The 18,907-nt window shown below is 32.8% G+C and carries 16 protein-coding genes and 1 other RNA gene; 5 read left to right on the forward strand and 12 right to left on the reverse strand.

Going from position 1 to position 18,907, the window contains the following annotated elements; translation table 11 throughout:
• Positions 1-47: 47 nt before the first annotated feature.
• The 4 genes from K7G76_RS15125 to K7G76_RS15140 form a co-directional block, all read right to left on the reverse strand.
• A complete protein-coding gene (locus tag K7G76_RS15125) occupies positions 48-2,501 on the reverse strand; it encodes a PorP/SprF family type IX secretion system membrane protein (protein ID WP_223035054.1) in 2,454 nt (817 codons plus the stop codon).
• 1 nt (position 2,502) lies between these two features.
• Complete coding sequence (locus tag K7G76_RS15130; RefSeq protein ID WP_223035055.1) at positions 2,503-3,963, reverse strand: T9SS type B sorting domain-containing protein; 1,461 nt, start codon at positions 3,961-3,963, stop codon at positions 2,503-2,505.
• A 133-nt stretch (positions 3,964-4,096) separates the two neighbouring features.
• Positions 4,097-5,392, reverse strand: coding sequence for a hypothetical protein (locus K7G76_RS15135; protein WP_223035056.1), 1,296 nt, complete (start codon positions 5,390-5,392; stop codon positions 4,097-4,099).
• Positions 5,393-5,666: 274 nt separating this feature from the next.
• The gene (locus tag K7G76_RS15140; RefSeq protein WP_223035057.1) at positions 5,667-6,119 is read right to left on the reverse strand and encodes a hypothetical protein; all 453 of its coding nucleotides are present in this window, start codon (positions 6,117-6,119) and stop codon (positions 5,667-5,669) included.
• A 221-nt stretch (positions 6,120-6,340) separates the two neighbouring features.
• On the opposite strand from K7G76_RS15140, the gene ppk1 reads away from it, so the two are divergent.
• The 3 genes from ppk1 (at position 6,341) to K7G76_RS15155 (ending at position 9,935) form a co-directional block, all read left to right on the forward strand.
• Entirely contained in the window at positions 6,341-8,401 is a 2,061-nt protein-coding gene (gene ppk1 / locus K7G76_RS15145; protein ID WP_223035058.1) for a polyphosphate kinase 1, read from the forward strand.
• The gene (locus K7G76_RS15150) at positions 8,401-9,306 is read left to right on the forward strand and encodes a Ppx/GppA phosphatase family protein (protein WP_223035059.1); all 906 of its coding nucleotides are present in this window, start codon (positions 8,401-8,403) and stop codon (positions 9,304-9,306) included. Before ppk1 ends, K7G76_RS15150 begins: the two co-directional genes overlap by 1 nt.
• A 95-nt stretch (positions 9,307-9,401) precedes the next feature.
• On the forward strand, positions 9,402-9,935 hold the full coding sequence (locus K7G76_RS15155) for a porin family protein (RefSeq protein WP_223035060.1): 534 nt from the start codon (positions 9,402-9,404) through the stop codon (positions 9,933-9,935).
• A 60-nt stretch (positions 9,936-9,995) separates the two neighbouring features.
• Here the strand turns inward: K7G76_RS15155 and miaE are convergent, their stop codons facing one another.
• Genes miaE through K7G76_RS15170 form a run of 3 tightly spaced genes read right to left on the reverse strand, consistent with a single transcriptional unit; the run spans position 9,996 to position 12,898 of the window.
• Entirely contained in the window at positions 9,996-10,577 is a 582-nt protein-coding gene (miaE, locus tag K7G76_RS15160; protein ID WP_223035061.1) for a tRNA-(ms[2]io[6]A)-hydroxylase, read from the reverse strand.
• Between the two features lie 2 nt (positions 10,578-10,579).
• The gene (locus K7G76_RS15165; RefSeq protein WP_223035062.1) at positions 10,580-11,140 is read right to left on the reverse strand and encodes a hypothetical protein; all 561 of its coding nucleotides are present in this window, start codon (positions 11,138-11,140) and stop codon (positions 10,580-10,582) included.
• Between the two features lie 9 nt (positions 11,141-11,149).
• Positions 11,150-12,898 carry a DNA polymerase III subunit gamma/tau gene (locus tag K7G76_RS15170; protein ID WP_223035063.1) on the reverse strand — a complete coding sequence of 583 codons (1,749 nt, stop codon included), beginning with the start codon at positions 12,896-12,898 and terminating at the stop codon, positions 11,150-11,152.
• 103 nt (positions 12,899-13,001) lie between these two features.
• On the opposite strand from K7G76_RS15170, the gene rnpB reads away from it, so the two are divergent.
• An RNA gene (gene rnpB / locus K7G76_RS15175) (RNase P RNA component class A) lies at positions 13,002-13,330 on the forward strand.
• Positions 13,331-13,394: 64 nt separating this feature from the next.
• Here rnpB and K7G76_RS15180 read toward each other — a convergent pair.
• From K7G76_RS15180 to K7G76_RS15200, 5 genes are all read right to left on the reverse strand, one after another.
• Positions 13,395-14,288 carry an ester cyclase gene (locus tag K7G76_RS15180; protein WP_223035064.1) on the reverse strand — a complete coding sequence of 298 codons (894 nt, stop codon included), beginning with the start codon at positions 14,286-14,288 and terminating at the stop codon, positions 13,395-13,397.
• 10 nt (positions 14,289-14,298) lie between these two features.
• Positions 14,299-15,063 (reverse strand): hypothetical protein, encoded by a 765-nt coding sequence (locus tag K7G76_RS15185; protein WP_223035065.1) that lies wholly within the window; start codon positions 15,061-15,063, stop codon positions 14,299-14,301.
• A 178-nt stretch (positions 15,064-15,241) separates the two neighbouring features.
• Positions 15,242-15,775 carry an RsmD family RNA methyltransferase gene (locus tag K7G76_RS15190; RefSeq protein WP_223035066.1) on the reverse strand — a complete coding sequence of 178 codons (534 nt, stop codon included), beginning with the start codon at positions 15,773-15,775 and terminating at the stop codon, positions 15,242-15,244.
• Positions 15,775-16,596 (reverse strand): DUF3822 family protein, encoded by an 822-nt coding sequence (locus K7G76_RS15195; RefSeq protein WP_223035067.1) that lies wholly within the window; start codon positions 16,594-16,596, stop codon positions 15,775-15,777. Before K7G76_RS15195 ends, K7G76_RS15190 begins: the two co-directional genes overlap by 1 nt.
• Positions 16,580-17,320: a hypothetical protein gene (locus tag K7G76_RS15200; protein WP_223035068.1), complete on the reverse strand. Its 741-nt coding sequence runs from the start codon at positions 17,318-17,320 to the stop codon at positions 16,580-16,582. Before K7G76_RS15200 ends, K7G76_RS15195 begins: the two co-directional genes overlap by 17 nt.
• Positions 17,321-17,441: 121 nt before the next feature.
• Here K7G76_RS15200 and K7G76_RS15205 point away from each other — a divergent pair, with 121 nt between their 5' ends.
• Positions 17,442-18,866: an ATP-dependent DNA helicase gene (locus tag K7G76_RS15205; protein WP_223035069.1), complete on the forward strand. Its 1,425-nt coding sequence runs from the start codon at positions 17,442-17,444 to the stop codon at positions 18,864-18,866.
• Positions 18,867-18,907 lie beyond the last annotated feature (41 nt).

The following is an 18,907-nucleotide window of genomic DNA, read 5'->3' on the forward strand; positions in this document are numbered from 1 at the left end:
ATTTCTCCTCTTTTATATGGGGCAATACACAAAAGGATACATTTTTATTAATTCTCAATTTTTACAATTGACATTTTACTTTTATATGGTTTATTATTAGAGTCTAAGGCATTGTTGGCAGATTGAATGCTATCAAACTTATCTTGATATATGTAATATTTACTTGTATTTACATCGTAAAAGAAGTTGATATTTTTATCGCCAGATGCCACTACATTTGTAATAAATTCGTCACGTTTCTTAACATCACTATGAACAGCTAATACAACATAGTATCCATTTTCTTCATTCGCTACATTTTTCACAATTTGTATTTTATTGCTTCGCGCTTCACCAAAATCGAAATCATCTTCAGTCTTGGTTTCTGTACTAATAGGTGTATTTTCCTTAATTAGCTTTAATGTATTGGTATCTTGAGCATATCTGTCTTCTTGATTTTTATATGCTGCACGTTTAATTCTACGTTTTCTTTCAAAATCTGTTGCGATTTTAATTTCTTCTAATTGTATTTCAAGATTAGCTTTAGCTTTTATGGCAGCTTCTTGTTCCGCTTTTAATTCTTTTAATTTTTTTCTATGGAATAAGCTAACTTCATCTAGGTTAATGGTATCTGATTCTTCTCTTTGATTATATAATTCCTCAAGTCTTTTAATTTCCTTATTTCTAGCTTCAATTACTGCATCTAAATCTGTTTGGATAGCTGCTAGTTTTTTGTTTTCTGCAGATATACTTTTAAATGGTTTAGGCTCTAAATAAATACCTTGCTCACTTAAATCATTTTCTTCTTTTAGGTCTTTTAAATCCTTATCCTTGCTTATAACAACTTCTTGTAAACGAATCAATAGGGCCTCTTGAGTTTCTTTAGAGTCTTCAGTAGCCTCTACAAGGGTATTCATGGTTTTTCCTAATTGGTCTTGTGCTTCAGGAATTACATTCTTATTGGCTTCAGCCTCTGCTGCCAAACGTGCTTGTTCTTCAGCTTCCGCTTGAGCTTGTGCTTCTGCAGCCAAACGTGCTTGTTCTTCGGCTTCTACTTGAGCTTGTGCTTCCGCAGCCAAACGTGCTTGTTCTTCAGCTTCCGCTTGAGCTTGTGCTTCTGCAGCTAAACGTGCTTGTTCTTCAGCTTCTGCTTGAGCTTGTGCTTCCGCAGCCAAACGTGCTTGTTCTTCAGCTTCTGCTTGAGCTTGTGCTTCCGCAGCCAAACGTGCTTGATCTTCAGCTTCTGCTTGAGCTTGTGCTTCCGCAGCCAAACGTGCTTGTTCTTCGGCTTCTGCTTGAGCTTGTGCTTCCGCAGCTAAACGCACTTGTTCTTCAGCTTCCGCTTTAGCTTGAGCTTCCGCAGCCAAACGTGCTTGTTCTTCGGCTTCAGCTTGAGCTTGTGTTTCCGCAGCCAAACGTGCTTGTTCTTCAGCTTCTGCTTGAGCTTTTGCTTCCGCAGCTAAACGTGTTTGTTCTTCAGTTTCAGCTTTAGCAAGAGCATTTGCTCTTCTGTTTGCTTCAGCTTTTTCGTTAACTGGTTTGGCTGTATTTTTCTTTTTTGTTGGCTGAATTAGAGAGCCTACTTGATCTTCACGACTATAGCTATAGCGCTGTTTATTGTCAAACTTATAGGCTAAAGTCAGTTCGTGAGACGAGCCAAAGCTGTTTATGTCTCCAGTTGCTTTTTCATAATTATACTCAACAGCAATTTGTTTTGTAATATTAAGACCTACGCCTCCGTGAAAACCATAGAATGTATTGTAACCGACTTGTGCCCAAATTCCTAGTGGAATAGTTAGCATAGCAGTACCAGAAACAATGGTATTATCTTCTTTAAATTCCGCTTTAATCAATCCAGTGAATTTACTTTCATCTAAAAAGCTATTGTTATACATATAACCTGTATACATTAAATGCGCTTGTATTCCACGTTGGGAATTGTCTTTAATCAATTCAGATGCATTGAAATTGTATAAAACGGCATTGTTTATTGATACTCCAATATCGACAAATGCCATTCCATAGTTAATACCTGGGCTAACACTTAATAGGAAATTAGACGGAATATTTTGTAAAGACGGATCTGGAGTATTGGTTACTACTTTTCCATCGTTAACACCGCTACTGTAAGCACCTACATTTAAACCAAAAGTTAAATTACTGTCTGTATTAAGTTGAGCATTATATGCAAAATTCAAAATACCGCCAAATGTTGTAAGCACACCATAGTTTTGTTGGAATAGCCCAACACCAATTCCTATATTTTCTCTAAATCGACCCGAATAACTTGCTAAATAGGTGAGTGGTGCATTGTCAAAAGACACCCATTCTCTTTTATTAGTTATGCTCACATATTTATATTGTTGTCTTACAAAGCTAAACGTTGGGTTTATTGTATATTGATTATAGGTTAATGAATTACGAATAGGTAAGTCAAAAGCCACCACGCCATCGCTCTCTTGAGCGTTGGAAAGCTGAATAAAACAGCATATAAGTGATATGGCTAATACTTTTCGTATCATTTTATTTAAGGACCGTTATGGTTCCTTTTTTAGTTTCGTTGGTTGTTGTTATGACGTAATAGTATAATTGATTAACACTGTTTAAATTCAATTGTTCCTCTGGCCAATTGTTTAAGTAATCATTAGTTTTAAGAACGATTTTACCTTGGTTTGTCATGATTAAAACTTCAGTATTTGAACCACTAACATATTTGGTTGGCAAAATCCAAGTATCATTTATACCATCACCATTTGGACTGATAATATTTGGGATTTTATCTACATCGGGAAAAGGATCGATAGGTTCATTAATTGAGAAATTAAATGTTCTTGATCCCGTACATCCAGAATTATCTGTTACTATTACACTATAATTACCAAACTCATTAGCTATGTATGTGTCTGTGGTAGCTGTTGAAATGATGGAATTGTTTAAGTACCATTCATAACTTGGGCTTACGGCAGTTGATGTAACAGTTACAGTTAATGTTTCTCCAGCTTCCATGGTATTCTCTTCAGGGACGTTAATATTAGCATCAAACAATTCGCTAATTAAATCTATTGATCCAGAAGCACTACAGCTTCCTAAATCAACCTGTACAGAATAAACACCAGATTCATTCGTTTCATACATTTGATTTGTTGCATCAGGAATAATATCTCCATCTTTATACCATTGGTAACTATTTCCACTAATAGTGCTTAAAATTGTAGACCCTTGATCTGGGCAAAATGGGTTGCCAAGACTAGAAGCAATGGTTGCACTAGCTTGTCCTGAAACAACTTCAGTAATAGTTACTCGATTGGAAAATGAATTGGAAGTACAGGTTCCGTAGTTAGTTTCCACAAAATATGTGCCTTCTTGATTAACCTCTAACGTGTTTCCTTCTGCAACAAAAACAGAGGTTGTTGGTCCTGTTTCTCTAAACCAATTGAATGTTAAAGACGGATAGTTTAATGGTGAATCATTATTGCCGTTACCTGGATTATCAATTGTTAATAGGTAACTGCCACCAGAGCAGAATGCTCCGGTAGACACTAAATTATTGATTGTAAATGGGCTGTCTTGAATTTTATAGTAAGCTGCAAATGCTACTGAACGTGAACTAGTTGCAGCCGGAGCTGTACTTTTAACACGTATTTTATAGCCTTCGCCAGCAGTATCTGTAGGTATAGAAAAATTTAAAGTTGCTGGAGATGTCGTTACAGTGCCTGAAGTTGATGTATAAACCACAACAGGATTAGTGAAATCGCCATTGGCGTCAGACATTTCAATAATGAATTGATTGGATGGATCTAAATTTGATTCAGGAGAAAAAACAAATGTTGTGCTATACGTGTTAAACGAAGCACTAGCACAAGCCTGGCTAAAACCTAAATTTGGTGTACCAATAACTATTTGAGTATACCCTCTTTCTGCACAGAATAGAGCTAACAAACAAAGAGTGATTAAAATTTTTTTTGGTAGAGTAGTTTTATGCATTCAAAATTATTTTATCTCAATCAATTATTTAACTTTTAGGGTCTTTCAGCTAAACTTACTTTTTGGTAAGAAGCAGAATAAAAGATCTTTTTGGATTAATTAAGTTGCAGTGCAACTAGGCACTTATTAACTATTAATCGTTAGATGCTATAATTTTATTAATGCGTAATCTAAAATCTGGACGCTTTGGATTTTTTAAATCAATAAATGTTTCTGAATCTGCACCTTTTGAGTAAACATTTTTAAAAACACTATTTCCGTACCAGTTCTCTAAATCATCGTTATTGGAGTCATTTTTAGTAAAAATATTACCGTTGCAGTTGTTGAAATACATTTCAGTAAACTTTATACGATCTAAATTTTCACTATCAACTTTGATTCTATTATCTAAAATCACAGCTGGATTGAAACCAGAAATTACGGTTTTGTTTAGTGAGACCGAAACATCAGGAGCTATATAAAGCGCTTCTTTTACTAGTCCGATTTGAATATCTGAAGCTAAATCATCGCTAACATTAACTAGTGTTAAATTTTCAGCAATGACATCAGTTTTATTTTTAGTTAAATCTACTTCGTCTATTTCATCATATGAAGCTACATACATACATTTTGATCCATTTGCTCCAGATATGTAAGGCGATCTAATGGCCAAAGAGTTTGTAATTTTACATTGTGTGCCAAAATTAAATTCGTAATCGTTACTGCTAGTTCTATACGAAATCATTTTATCTAAATTAATTTCGCCACCTATTACGTTAAAAGAGTTTCCGTAGCAATAGCTAACCATTACATTCGAAATAGTCGTTTCGTTACCAACACCTGCTAATGTAAGTGCGTTAAAATAGCCAAATTCTTTAGTTCTTTTTCCAGCATATTCAATTCGTACATATTTAAATATTCCAGAATCATCATTGGCGTTATCACCTCCATAGCTAATATTATTGTACGATGAAGGTTTTAGACCATAATTAACTGCAGATTCATTGCCAAATTTATTGATTGGAGCGTTTCCAAGAATAAAAACACCACCCCAATCACCTTGTTTTTTAACGCCTCTATTTGAGGTGAAAACAATGGGGTCTGTTTCTAAACCGTTAGCAAAAATTCGAGATCCTCTACTTATTATTAAAGAACCATTGGTTTTAAAATCGCCAATAATTACTGTACCTGGCTCTATAGTTAATGTAGCGCCATCGGTAACAAAAACACTTCCTAATAATAAATAGATGTCTTTCTTGTATAGTTTGGTATCTTCGGAGATATTGCCACTTAAGATTTGCGTTGGCTCTCCATATTCAACTGTATTTGGTGTAAACTCGGTCCATGAGTTTAACCAATTGTCATATCCTATAATTCCTTTTTCCTGCTGTGCGACCAAATTGCTTAGCGCAAAAAGGGTCAAACATATAGTTAGAGTAAAGTTTTTCATAGTAAGTAAGTTTATTGTTCAATTTTGGGGTTTTATTTATCATCACATCAAACATATAAATAAATCCTATGAAATACAAAAAAATATCGACGAAATGCAAAAAAATAAATTATTTGTAGTATTTATATTACAAATAATAATATTTTTCATTGATTTAAGCAAAAAATAGTAGTAATAATATAGATAGTAAAATACTAAAGATTAATATACAATACAAAAAAATCCCTGACTTGTAATCAGGGATTTATATTAATAATTTTATTAGAGTAAAAGTTTAATACTCATTAAATTCATTATATGTATGTAATGATTTTAAAGTTTGCTCATAAAATAAAATTGCAGCAATTAAATTTGTTTTGTCTGAATAGGGTAGAATTTTAGTTTGAAACTCAATAGTATTATCAAAATATTCTGAAGCAGCTTCAATATTTTCTTCTAATGCCTTGCGATGATCTTTAGTGTCTGGAATACCTAAAGCTTGAATTGTTACACCAGGCTTATTGGTAAAAGCAATGTTAGGTAATATTTTAACAATTACTTCAATACGCTCAATATATAGGTCTAATAACTGACCTTTGTTCATCTGATCTAATTCCTCACGATCATGGTATTTTTTTATGGCGACTTTTTGACTGATTATGCCTTGAGGGTCATTTTTCTTTTGGGAAAAAAGAGTGCTTGATGTTATGAAAAAAATAGCACAAAAAACAAGTAGTTTAGTTTTCATATTCATAATTTTAGAATTGTTCCTTGGCAACAAATCTATACATTTTATTAAAATATCCAACTTTATTTTTACTTTTTTTGTCAATTAAGTGTATAATTAATACGATGAAATACTTAATTAGTAAGAAAATTAATACAAAAATACATTTTTTAAGAAATTTCTGTTTAACCATTAATAGCAATTAAAAATGAAATATATTTGTATGGTTACAAAATGGTTTAATGAATAAAGAAGTACTACAAAATTCTTATATAAATAGAGAAGTAAGTTGGCTGCAATTTAATGCTAGGGTACTTCAAGAAGCTGACGATGAAACAGTTCCTTTAATTGAAAGATTACGATTTCTTGGTATTTTCTCAAATAATTTAGATGAATTTTTTAAAGTACGCTATGCTACCGTTAAGCGAATAGTAGAAGCCGGAAAAGGTGGAAAAAGCGAGCTTGGAGGTATTAAAGCTAATGAGTTATTGGACATTATTACACAAATAGTAATAAAACAGCAAAGCGACAGTCTAGACATTTTAAGTCGAATTCAAAAAGAACTAGAAACGGAGCACATATTTATGGTTAATGAAACCCAAATAAGGCCCGAACACCATAGTTTTATTAAAAACTACTTTATTCAGAATGTTAGTCCAGCTCTTGTAACTATTATTTTAAGTGATTCGGTTGATTTACCAAACTTAAAAGATAGTGCGGCTTACCTTGCTGTTAATTTAAAATTAAAAAATAGTAGCAATCAGTATGCTTTAATAGAAATTTCTAAAAGCATGAATCGTTTTGTGGTTTTACCAGAATTAGATGGTAATGATTACATTATCATGCTCGATGATTTATTGCGATATTGCTTAAATGATATTTTCAATATTTTTGATTATCAGAGTATTAGTGCTCACATGATTAAGATTACCAGAGATGGCGAGTTGGATTTAGAAAGTGATTTAAGTAAAAGTTTTATAGAGAAAATTTCAGATAGTGTAAAACATAGACAAGTAGGTGAGCCTGTACGTTTTGTATATGATAAAACCATAGATAAAGAAACTTTATCGTTTTTAATGGACAAAATGGGAATTGAATCTACTGATAGTATTATTCCTGGGGGGCGTTATCATAATAGACGTGATTATATGGGTTTTCCCAGTTTAGGAAGAACAGACTTGCTTTACGATAAAATAGAACCGCTTCCAGTTAAAGGCTTAAGTTTAGAGAAAAGTATTTTTTCCACCATTAAAAACAAAGACTTTTTAATCCATACACCATTCCATACATTTTCATATGTTGTAAAATTTTTAAGAGAGGCTGCGTTAGACCCAAAGGTTACTACTATAAAAATTACCATTTATCGCTTGGCGCAAATTTCTCATGTTGCGAGCTCGCTCATTAATGCAGCAAAAAATGGTAAGAAAGTTACGGTTTCAATAGAAATTCAAGCACGTTTTGACGAGCAGGCAAATATTGATTATGCCGAGCAAATGCAGCAAGAAGGTGTTAATTTAATTTTTGGGGTTCAAGGATTAAAAGTACACAGTAAAATGTGTGTTATTGAACGGGAAGAAAATGAAAAGTCTAAACGTTACGGTTTTATTAGTACAGGGAATTTTAATGAATCTACAGCTAAAATTTATACAGATTACACCCTATTTACAGCTGATCAAAAAATATTAAAGGACGTTAATAAGGTATTCAGCTTTTTTGAAACCAATTACCGTATTTTCAGATATAAACATATTATAACATCACCTCATTATACCGAAAAAGCACTGTTTAAACTTATTGATACTGAAATCATTAAAGTAAAGATTGGTAAACCTGGTAGAATACGATTAAAGATGAATAGCTTATCGAGTTACAAAATGGTCGATAAGTTATATGAAGCTAGTAGAGCAGGAGTTAAGATACAAATGGTTGTACGTGGTATATGTTGTTTAATCCCTGGCGTTCCGGGAATGAGTGAAAATATTGAAGTCATTAGCATCGTTGATAAATTTTTAGAGCATACTAGATTGTATATTTTTGGTGAAGACTCTGATGCCAAGATTTATATTTCTTCAGCAGACTGGATGACGCGAAATATTGAGAATCGTGTTGAAGTCAGTTGTCCAATATATGACACTGATATAAAACAGGAATTAATAGATAACTTTAATATTTATTGGAGTGCCAATGTTAAAGCACGTATATTAAACGAGACTCAAAACAATGAATATAAAAAACGAAAACGACCTATCGTAAGAGCACAATTCGCGACTTATGATTATTATTTAAAAAAACTAAACAGTTAATGCTTTCAATAAAAAAATATGCAGCAATTGATATAGGCTCTAATGCCGTAAGATTATTAATTGCCAATATTATTGAAGAAAAAGGAAAACCACCACGATTTAAAAAAAGCTCATTGGTTCGTGTCCCTATTCGTTTGGGTGCAGATGTGTTTTTAAAGCAAAAAATTTCAAAGCACAATACAGAACGTATGTTGGATACCATGCAAGCATTTAAACTGCTCATGAAATCGCACAATGTAGAAAAGTATAAAGCTTGTGCTACGTCTGCTATGCGTGAGGCAAGTAACGGAAGTAAAATTTCTGCTCAAGTTGAACATGAAACGCAAATAAAGATTGATATCATTAATGGTGAAGAAGAAGCCGCCATAATAGCTGCAACAGATTTACAATCTTACATTGATGTTAATAAAACCTATTTGTATGTTGATGTTGGTGGAGGTAGTACAGAATTTACAGTTTTTCATAATGGTGAAACCGTTACTTCTAAATCATTTAAAATAGGAACAGTTCGCTTATTAAATGATATTGTAAAGAAGGAAACTTGGAATGAATTAGAAGAATGGATTAAAGAAAATACGTCTAAATATGATAAAATTGATGTTTTAGGTTCTGGAGGAAACATCAATAAAATATTTAAAATTTCAGGAAAGGCACTTGGAAAGCCATTGACTTATTTCTATTTAACCAGTTACTACAATATGCTTCAATCGTATTCTTACGAAGAACGTATTACTGAACTGGATTTAAACCAGGATAGAGCCGATGTAATTATACCTGCTACGCGTATTTACCTATCTGCAATGAAATGGAGTGGAGCAAAAGACATTTATGTGCCAAAAATTGGTTTAGCCGATGGTATAATTAAAAGTATATACTATGATACGGTATCGAGCAATACACAGTAAAAATCTAGCACTTTATCTTTTTATTGTACTATATTTAACAAATTAAATTATATTAGCTTTCACTAATTCAATCTATACCTATAAAAACAAGAATTATGAGAAAAACATTACTTTTTTTAGCCTTTATTATCGTAACATCCATGTCATTTGCCCAAAATGCATCTTATGGTGTTCGTGTAGGTTATAATATATCTAATCTGGATTTTGAGCCACATCCAACTTTTGACAATATGCACAGAAATGGTTTTGCTATTGGATTTTTTGGTGAATATGATTTGTCTGCGGCTATAGGATTAGCGCCAGAAATTCAATTTTCTGCTGAAGGAGCAAAAGACAGAGATTTAAGAATAGACTACATACAAATGCCTATTTTGTTTAAATACAGAATTGGAGATAGATTATCAGTAGGTGCAGGTCCTTTAGTTAGTTTAAAGGTGCATGAGTATGAAGATGGATTTAAAAACTTTGGCTTCTCTGGAGTCGGTGGTTTAGAGTTTATGATCTCTGATGAAATTTTTATCGACGCTAGATACCACTACGGATTTACAAATGTGTTGGATGATGATAACCCATCAGGATATGAAGCAACAAACACAAACATTCAATTAGGAATTGGAATAAAAATCTAATTAACTAACCAACTAAATATATTTCAAGAGACTCCAATACTTTTTAGTGTTGGAGTTTTTTTATCCATGAATGGTTTCTTTTTTACCCAAATCCTTCATGATTTCAGCTTCAAAAGTCAAAAGATCCTGCCATTTTTTATCAACTTCTTTTCGGTCTCCATATTGTCTGGCAAAACCTAGAAACATGGTATAATGGTTGGCTTCACTAACCATTAGCTTCTTATAAAATTCAGCCAATTCTTTATCTTCTAATTCTTCAGAAAGTAACCTGAAACGTTCACAGCTTCTAGCCTCAATTAAGGCTGCATACAATAGCCTGTGTACCAACTGTGTGGTTCTGCTACCGCCTTTTGGAAAAAATTTGAGTAGAGCAATAACATAATCATCTTTTCTATCTCGTCCCAATACCCAACCACGCTCAATAATTTTGTCGTGTACCATTTTAAAATGACTAATTTCTTCCTTTACCAAAGCGGTCATTTCTTTTACCAAATCGGTGTATTCTGGAAACGAGACAATTAATGAAATAGCAGTACTGGTTGCTTTTTGCTCACAATACGCATGGTCTGTAAGTATCTCTTCAATGTTCTTTTCTACAATATTTACCCAACGTGGATCTGTGGGAAGTTTTAGGCCTAGCATAGTTAATTAATTATTTGTTCTGTAGAGTATTTAGAATATTTAGTTCTATTTGCTATTAATTTAATAGTAATAGAATCTTTTGCGGCTGGAGAATAGTATTCAAAAAATATACAAGGTATACCAATATGATGTTTGTCATCATTAGTAATCCAATAATCTCTTAAGTAGTACTGATCCAATTCTAAATTTTCCATTTCTACTTTGGCAATTTCATGCTCTTTATTTAATGTAGTAGACAGGATAGTTTTATCATCTTTAATGACTTCAATATCTAAATTAAAATCACGATAGTTAACCTTTTCACCATTTAAGTCTACAGTAATATGGTTTTCCATATCAGTATACATTTTTACATGGACTTTGTATCCGTTGTCAAAAATGGTATCTGTGGTTTTTTCTGCATATTCTTCAGGAATAAAGCGTATTTGTTTTTCTGAAAACGAATCTAATAGTTTATTTTCCTTCAAAACTTCTTGAGGCGTCATACTTAATCGGTCGCGACCATCACAGGCTGTAAAACAGATTGTAATAATAAATAAAGCGGCTAGATAGAATAGTTTCATGGTATTGCGTTAGATATCTAATCCAAACGTTTTTTTGAGTACAGTTATTGCAGGGTTTTTTTCTTTTAGCTTTTCGTATTTCTCTTGAGGCGAGTAGGCATATTGCTTTTCCATTTCCTCGTTAACTGTAATAGAAAGGTTTATGTCGTAATTATTAAGTGCTTTACGAATAAAGCCTAATAATTCATATTGCTGACGTTCAACTTCAACTTTATTTGTAGCGTTTGGAAATTCTAAATGTATAGTGGTGCCTTGTAATTTTGGTGTGTCGATGGATAGGATAGAGGCCAAATTGAATTTACCAGAATCTTGAAGAATTTTTACATAATTGTTCCAGGTTTTTAGCAGCTCTTCTTCGGTAAAAGGGTCTTTTGGTAAATCTTCTTCATCAAGAACAACTTCCATTTGCTTTATTTGATGTTCTTTTTTAGCGCGAATACTACTTAAGGATAGCGCAGAAGTGGATTGCTTACGTACATTTAAACTGATTTTTGGAGGTGGCTCTGCAACGTTAACATGTGATGTTGAATGTTCTAATTCTTCCTTTTCTTCTGTTTCACTATTTGTTTGTTCCTGCTGGTGGATAGTTTGAACAGTATTATTACCATTTTCTTTAGGAACATTAACCTTTATGGTCTCAATTCCTTTAGCTTTAAAATAACTAGCCGGAATTATGTAGTTTTTGCTATTTTTTTTTTCTCCATCAAAAGTGATAGAGGCAAGCTGCATTAGGCAAAGTTCAACTAGTAAGCGTTGATTTTTACTGGTCTTATACTTTAAATCACAATCGTTGGCTAGCTCAATGCCTTTAAAAAGAAAAGTTTGTGATGTTTTTTGTGATTGTTCTAAATACTTGGTTTTGGTTTCCTCGCCAACTTCCAACAATTCAATGGTTTCAGAATTTTTACAAACCAATAGATCTCTAAAGTGAGATGCTAATCCAGCAATATAATGATGGCCGTCAAAACCTTTGGCTAAAATGGAATTAAACTGAATTAACAATTCAGGTATTTTATTGTCAAGTATTAAGTCGGTACTTATAAAATATGTTTCGTAATCTAAAACATTAAGATTTTCGGTAACTGCCTTTCGTGTTAAATTTTTACCGGAGAAACTCACAACCCTATCAAAAATAGAAAGGGCATCACGCATAGCGCCATCAGCTTTTTGGGCAATGATGTGTAGTGCATCGTCTTCAGCTTTCACATCCTGTTCTTCGGCAATATACTTCAAATAGTCTTTTGCATCAGCAACAGTAATACGTTTAAAATCGAATATTTGACAACGTGATAATATTGTTGGTATTATCTTGTGTTTTTCTGTAGTTGCTAAAATAAAAATACAATGTTTGGGTGGCTCTTCCAATGTCTTTAAGAAGGCATTAAAAGCAGCTTGAGAAAGCATGTGTACCTCATCAATAATATAAACTTTGTATTTCCCAACTTGCGGTGGTATGCGAACCTGATCGGTTAACTCCCTTATTTGGTCAACACCATTATTAGAGGCAGCATCCAATTCGAAAACGTTAAAGGCAAAATCTTCGTCTTCCTTTTCAGAACCATCACTATTAATCATTTTAGCTAGAATACGCGCGCAGGTTGTTTTTCCTACACCACGAGGTCCCGTGAATAATAGAGCTTGGGCCAAATGATTATTTTCAATAGCATTAAGTAAGGTATTTGTAATGGCTTGTTGGCCAACAACATCTTTAAATGTTTGTGGTCTGTACTTTCTAGCCGATACTACAAAATGTTCCATTGAAATTTGTTAGAATAACAAAAATATAAAATCAATTCTGAATTCTAAATTCTGAATTCTGAAATTGGAAGGAGTTATTAACAATTATTGAATTACTTTTGCAGTAGTAAATCGCCTTATCGCTGTTACGCTTTTGGCGTAATGGAGGAAAGTCCGAACACCATAGTGCAAACATAGTGGTTAACAGCCACCAGTCGTGAGGCTAGGAAAAGTGCAACAGAAAGAATGTACAGGTTATGCTGTAGTGAAATCAGGTAAACTCTATGTGGTGCAATGTCATGTATACCAATGCTTGAGTGCGGCACGTGCGATTGTTGGAGGGTAGGCAGCTAGAGTGTATTGGCAACAATACATCCAGATAAATGATAAGGTGCAGACAGCTTGCTATTGCTGTTTCTGTAACAGAATTCGGCTTATAGATTTACTAAAAATATAAAACCCTCTTTTTTAGAAGAGGGTTTTTTACAATAATAACTAATTGGTTAGTGTTCGGTTATTATTTTTTTGGTGGTGAAATACCTAATTGATTATATAATGTAAGGTTATCATAGTAGGCATCTTCACTTGTAAACTTTCCATCATTATTCATAGTCCAAACACTAAAACCATGTGATTTCATTTTCTTGCCAGTTGCAGGATTACCCATAAAATCTCCATTATGTGTTCCAGTTACTGTCCAACTAATATAAACTTTATTACCTCTGGTAGCTGTATTGTTAACAGCTACATTAAAGTCAGGAAAAGCGGTAACAAATGTATTCATAAAGCCTTCATATTCGTTAATGTTGTTGATTTCTACATTACCATTTGATGACCGTTTTAAACTCTCAACCGATAAGGCTTTAAGGTTACTGATATCATGGGCATTCCAGCCTTCAACAACTTTATTTACTGCCTGCATTGTCGAGCCAGCTCCATTAATTTCTTGTAGTTCAAGAACTATAGCTGAAGGATCCCACATTCCAACTTCTCGTACTACTTTTCCATCTTTAAATTGATAAGTTAAATGTATTGGCACTAAAAACTCTTTGCCATTAGCTGCTAAAGTCCCTTTCCAATCTAACCAGCAATTGACCCATGTTTGGCCATCATCGGTTTTTACCATTTCATATTCTTGATCTTCATCTAAAAACCCTCTTGATGAATAATTAGCATCGTTTGCTTTGTGATATGCTATAGTTTCAGTTGGAGACATAGCTTCCTTCTTTGTATTGTAAAACGTTTTTGAAGTGTCAGCATATATACTAGCATCATAAGCTTTACTATTATAGTTGCTTATTAAAGTCTTAACAGTTTCTATTTCTGGAGACTGTTGTGTGTATCGCTTTTCAGAATTTTGGCACCCTACAATAAATGATAGTAGTAGTGCATATAAAATTAGTTTTTTCATCTGTTTGGTGTTATTGTTTTGGTTGATAGCTTAAATCTGGTCGTATTCTGCCTTCAATTTTATCATATCTTAAGGCTAGCTGAATTACTTTAAAGAATGTAGCTTGGTCTTCATCTGTAAATGTTTCATCGTTTAGTTTTCCATTCTGTGCTATTTCTAAATTATCTTTTCCAGCTATAGCAACCATATAGTAACTTTCTTCGCAACCAAAACCACTATGGTATACACTATAACCATTTTTGATATTCCTTTTCTCAAACATGGCTTTAACTTCTTGCATGCCTTCTTTCATGGCTTTTCCATTTTTAGGCGCGTAATATAAAAAGTGATATTCACGATGGTTTTTGCCTTCATTGGATCCTTCAGATTCTGGATGATACGACATACTTGGCAAATAATGAATAATGTAGTTACTATGTGAGTCGTAACATTCATTCATTTTATCAAACATAGCATCTGCTTTTTCTTCACCCATTTTTTCATAAAGACCACCCATCATGTTCTTGTCTAAATCACCCATGTTTTTGATAGGTGTGACATAAAAAAATCGCCCATCTTCAGAGCTTAAGGCGGTCCAATTCGAATCTTTAATGTCGTGTTTTTCAAAGTTGCTTTTAAGTTCTTTGGCAACCTCTTCATATTGCATGATTTTGTCAAATTTCACATTGTCCGTATGAACAGTAAACATAGTAGGTTGATTGTCTTGAGCAGAAACACTAAAAAGTGCACATAAAGCTAGTGTGTGGAAAAAAATCCCTTTTTTAAAAAATTTCATAATTGTTGGTTTTGGTTAGTAAAAAATTTTGATAATAGTCAAATGTTAACCATGCCAAAAGCAAAGCGAGTCCAACAAAAAGGGGGTAAAATGTATGCTATTAATTATGTTTTTTCTTTAAGGGAGGTGTCTAAAGTACTGAAAAAAAACGAATTATAAAAATTCGAGCAGTAGGAGGTTATTCAAAAAAGCTAAACATATTGCCACCATAACTCTTGGAAAAACTAAAATGTGGTAAGTGTTCTAGGGATGTATGTTTAGAGTGTTCTATAATTAGCATTCCATTTTCTTCCAACAAACTGTTATTAAAAACCAATTCTGGTATTTTGGAAAAATGTTCGGTTGAAAAATCATAAGGTGGATCGGCAAAAATAATGGTATACTGCTTTGCTGCTGTCTCTAAATACTTATAGACATCGCTTTTTACAGTTTTTAAACCCATGTTAAATCCTTCAGAGGTTTCATTGATGAACTTGACACAACCAAAATTAGCATCAACACATGTAATATCTTGCGTGCCTCTGGAAGCAAATTCGTAGCTTATATTTCCAGTTCCAGAAAACAAATCTAAAACCGATATCTCATCAAAATAGAATTGGTTGTTAATAATATTAAATAAGGCCTCTTTAGCCATATCAGTTGTAGGTCTAACAGGTAGTTTTTTTGGGGCACTTATTCGTCTGCCTTTATATTGTCCAGAAATAATGCGCATTAAAAGCTATGTATTAATGAAAAATCTGAATATTGATTTTTTGGAGCAGTTGAAAAATTGTAACTGGAAGTATGTTTGCCAAATTCAACATGCCTAATGTATTTATACAAAATAGCATATAATTCGTCGTCTTTTTCTATGTCGCCCAGTAAAATTAAATTAATAGTTTCTGGATCTAGTTGTAGTTGTTCGAAAGTAAAAAGAACATAATAAATAAAATCTTCTTTAGTTTGAAACTCGAAAGAATTATAAAGTTTAAGAGCACCTTTATCAACTACTATGATTTGAAAATAACATTCATAAATATTTAAAACTACTTTTGTAGAATTTGATTGTCGTTCACTCTGTAATATCTGGTCGATTAAAATACTGGAAACGTGGTTGTAAGTAAAACTACCAAATTTTTCATATATGTAGTTATTGATGTTTACATAAGGAACATACACGCTTACAGAATTATTGGCTTCAATAGTATCGTAGGTTATAAAATCTGATTTTAATATTTTAGAATTAAATTTTAAATAATCAGCAATTTGGTTCTCGTTGAATAATGCTTTAGGAACTATTGTAGCAAGTTCATTTACATGAACAACTTGAATACTTTGGAAGTTTTGTTGTAATGTTTCTTCTACCAAAAACTGATCTTTAAGTATATCAAGCAATCTAAACGGTGTAACACGTTTGTCAAATTTAATATGATTGAGATACGTGATAGTTTTGTTTGTCAGGTTTAAAACACAAAAAGAAAGTCCATTCAAACTAATTTGAATGGACAAGCTATTATTTGTTGTTTTATTTAATTTGTTATTCGCTATCGCCATAAGTTTTTGGCCAGTTTCCATTGGTTTTTACCTCTGTCATAGAGCCAACTTTTAGAGCATCCCCATTAACACCATCAACAGAAACCACTTCGTTTTCTTGGGCTATTAAATCTTTATCTTGATCATGTAAGATTACAGCTTTTTTTACTGAAGCTTCAAATACTGGTATTTTAACAGCATCTTCTTCTAAAAATCCAGCATCCATTTCAAATTTTGTTCCTTCTGGAGCAGTAGGAACAAACATCATAGATTTATATCTGTCAGATGATTTAAATAAAGAGTCTTTAACAGAAACGAAGTCTAGAGTATCAATTAAAGTAATTTCTTTCATTGTTTCAACGCCACCATATCGTTTTGTCAATTCTTCATCTAAAACCAATGTGTCACGACGTTGTGTAATTGTATATTGTGCCGTATCGATAAATTTAACTAATCCATCAAAGTCTTTAGCAAACTTACCTGTTACTTGTCTGTGGGCTAATTGAGAGTCACGAATATCAACTAAACGCTCAATAACTTGTGCATAACGTTTATTTTTAACTTTGTTGAATTGGATAGGCTCATAAACAGACATAAAAGTTTGGTAACCTAAAAACCCAATCACTACCCAAAGCAAGATTACTAGAACAGGTTTAAATTTAGCAGGTATAAATTTATCAACTAGCCAAACCAAACCAATGGTAATAAGAATTACAGCTACTACTAGGAGAATTATTGTTAACATAGTGTTTAATTAAATTAATTAAGGTTGTACGCAAATCTACAATTTTTTTTTAATCGTAAAAGCCTATGCGACCAAAAATCATTGTTATCTTTGATGAAAATAAAAAAATCAATCAGCTTTAATGAATTCTAGCGAATTTTATTCACTTGTAAAACAGCAATTTCCCTTTCAACCAACATTAAAACAAGACATCGTTTTACAACAATTAGCAGATTTTATTTTTTCAAAAACCAAAAACAGCCTATTTCTATTAAAAGGCTATGCCGGAACGGGTAAAACAACCATAATAGGCAGTATAGTAACTAACTTATGGAAAGCCAAAAAAAGTGCCGTGCTTATGGCGCCAACGGGTCGGGCAGCTAAAGTGATTTCAAACTATTCGGGTAAAGAAGCTTTTACCATTCATAAGAAAATATATTTCCCCAAAAAGGAAAAAAGTGGTGGTGTAAAATTTATTTTACAACCCAACAAGCACAAAAATACCATTTTTATTGTGGATGAAGCCTCTATGATTCCTGATACACCTGGTGAGTCTAAATTGTTTGAAAATGGTTCTTTGCTCGATGATTTAATGCAATATGTTTATTCTGGCCATAATTGCAAATTGTTGTTAATAGGTGATGCAGCCCAACTACCTCCTGTAAAGTTAGATTTAAGTCCTGCTTTAAATGAAAACACTTTAGGTTTAAATTACAACAAGGAAGTAACCAAAATGGAGCTAGACGAAGTTGTTAGGCAAGAATTAGAATCGGGAATACTTGTTAATGCTACTAATTTACGAGAATCACTATCCAACTCCTTTACAGATGGTTTTCAATTTAATTTAAATGGCTACAACGATATTATTAGACTTATTGATGGCCATGAAATAATGGAGGCCATTAATGATGCTTACAGTACATTGGGTAATGAGGAAACAACAATTATAGTAAGAAGTAATAAACGAGCTAATTTATATAATCAGCAAATAAGAGAGCGTATTTTGTTTAATGAAAATGAAATATCTGCTGGCGATTATTTAATGGTGGTTAAGAATAATTATTACTGGATAAAGCCAACTACAGAGGCTGGTTTTATAGCCAATGGCGATATTATTGAGATTCTAGAGATATTCAGCATTAAGGAATTATATGGCTTTCGCTTTGCAGAGGTTAAAGTTAAAATGGTAGATTATCCTAGAATGCGACCTTTTGAAACAGTATTGTTATTAGATACCATAAATGCTGAAACCCCGTCATTAACTTATGAGGACTCAAATAGGTTATACCAAGAGGTGATGAAGGATTTTCAAAATGAAAAAAGCAACTATAAAAAGTTTTTAGGAGTTAAAAACAATAAGTATTTTAATGCTTTACAAGTAAAATTCTCCTATGCAATAACTTGTCATAAGTCGCAAGGAGGTCAATGGCACACTGTTTTTGTAGAACAACCTTACTTGCCCGATGGTATAACAATAGATTATTTAAGATGGTTGTACACTGCAGTAACGAGAGCACAGGAGCGGTTATACTTAATTGGGTTTAAGGATAGCTTTTTTATGGAATAATTTTTTACCCTTTGTAAAAAGGTTCTATTTAAATATTCTAT

Source organism: Hanstruepera marina (genome assembly GCF_019880635.1).
Classification (GTDB): domain Bacteria; phylum Bacteroidota; class Bacteroidia; order Flavobacteriales; family Flavobacteriaceae; genus Hanstruepera; species Hanstruepera marina.

Bases quoted from the DNA above. Each gene is read 5' to 3' on its own strand.
- K7G76_RS15125 (WP_223035054.1), bottom strand. From the start codon at position 2,501: ATGATACGAAAAGTATTAGCCATATCACTTATATGCTGTTTTATTCAG.
- K7G76_RS15130 (WP_223035055.1), bottom strand. From the start codon at position 3,963: ATGCATAAAACTACTCTACCAAAAAAAATTTTAATCACTCTTTGTTTG.
- K7G76_RS15135 (WP_223035056.1), bottom strand. From the start codon at position 5,392: ATGAAAAACTTTACTCTAACTATATGTTTGACCCTTTTTGCGCTAAGC.
- K7G76_RS15140 (WP_223035057.1), bottom strand. From the start codon at position 6,119: ATGAAAACTAAACTACTTGTTTTTTGTGCTATTTTTTTCATAACATCA.
- ppk1 (WP_223035058.1), top strand. From the start codon at position 6,341: ATGAATAAAGAAGTACTACAAAATTCTTATATAAATAGAGAAGTAAGT.
- K7G76_RS15150 (WP_223035059.1), top strand. From the start codon at position 8,401: ATGCTTTCAATAAAAAAATATGCAGCAATTGATATAGGCTCTAATGCC.
- K7G76_RS15155 (WP_223035060.1), top strand. From the start codon at position 9,402: ATGAGAAAAACATTACTTTTTTTAGCCTTTATTATCGTAACATCCATG.
- miaE (WP_223035061.1), bottom strand. From the start codon at position 10,577: ATGCTAGGCCTAAAACTTCCCACAGATCCACGTTGGGTAAATATTGTA.
- K7G76_RS15165 (WP_223035062.1), bottom strand. From the start codon at position 11,140: ATGAAACTATTCTATCTAGCCGCTTTATTTATTATTACAATCTGTTTT.
- K7G76_RS15170 (WP_223035063.1), bottom strand. From the start codon at position 12,898: ATGGAACATTTTGTAGTATCGGCTAGAAAGTACAGACCACAAACATTT.
- K7G76_RS15180 (WP_223035064.1), bottom strand. From the start codon at position 14,288: ATGAAAAAACTAATTTTATATGCACTACTACTATCATTTATTGTAGGG.
- K7G76_RS15185 (WP_223035065.1), bottom strand. From the start codon at position 15,063: ATGAAATTTTTTAAAAAAGGGATTTTTTTCCACACACTAGCTTTATGT.
- K7G76_RS15190 (WP_223035066.1), bottom strand. From the start codon at position 15,775: ATGCGCATTATTTCTGGACAATATAAAGGCAGACGAATAAGTGCCCCA.
- K7G76_RS15195 (WP_223035067.1), bottom strand. From the start codon at position 16,596: ATGGCGATAGCGAATAACAAATTAAATAAAACAACAAATAATAGCTTG.
- K7G76_RS15200 (WP_223035068.1), bottom strand. From the start codon at position 17,320: ATGTTAACAATAATTCTCCTAGTAGTAGCTGTAATTCTTATTACCATT.
- K7G76_RS15205 (WP_223035069.1), top strand. From the start codon at position 17,442: ATGAATTCTAGCGAATTTTATTCACTTGTAAAACAGCAATTTCCCTTT.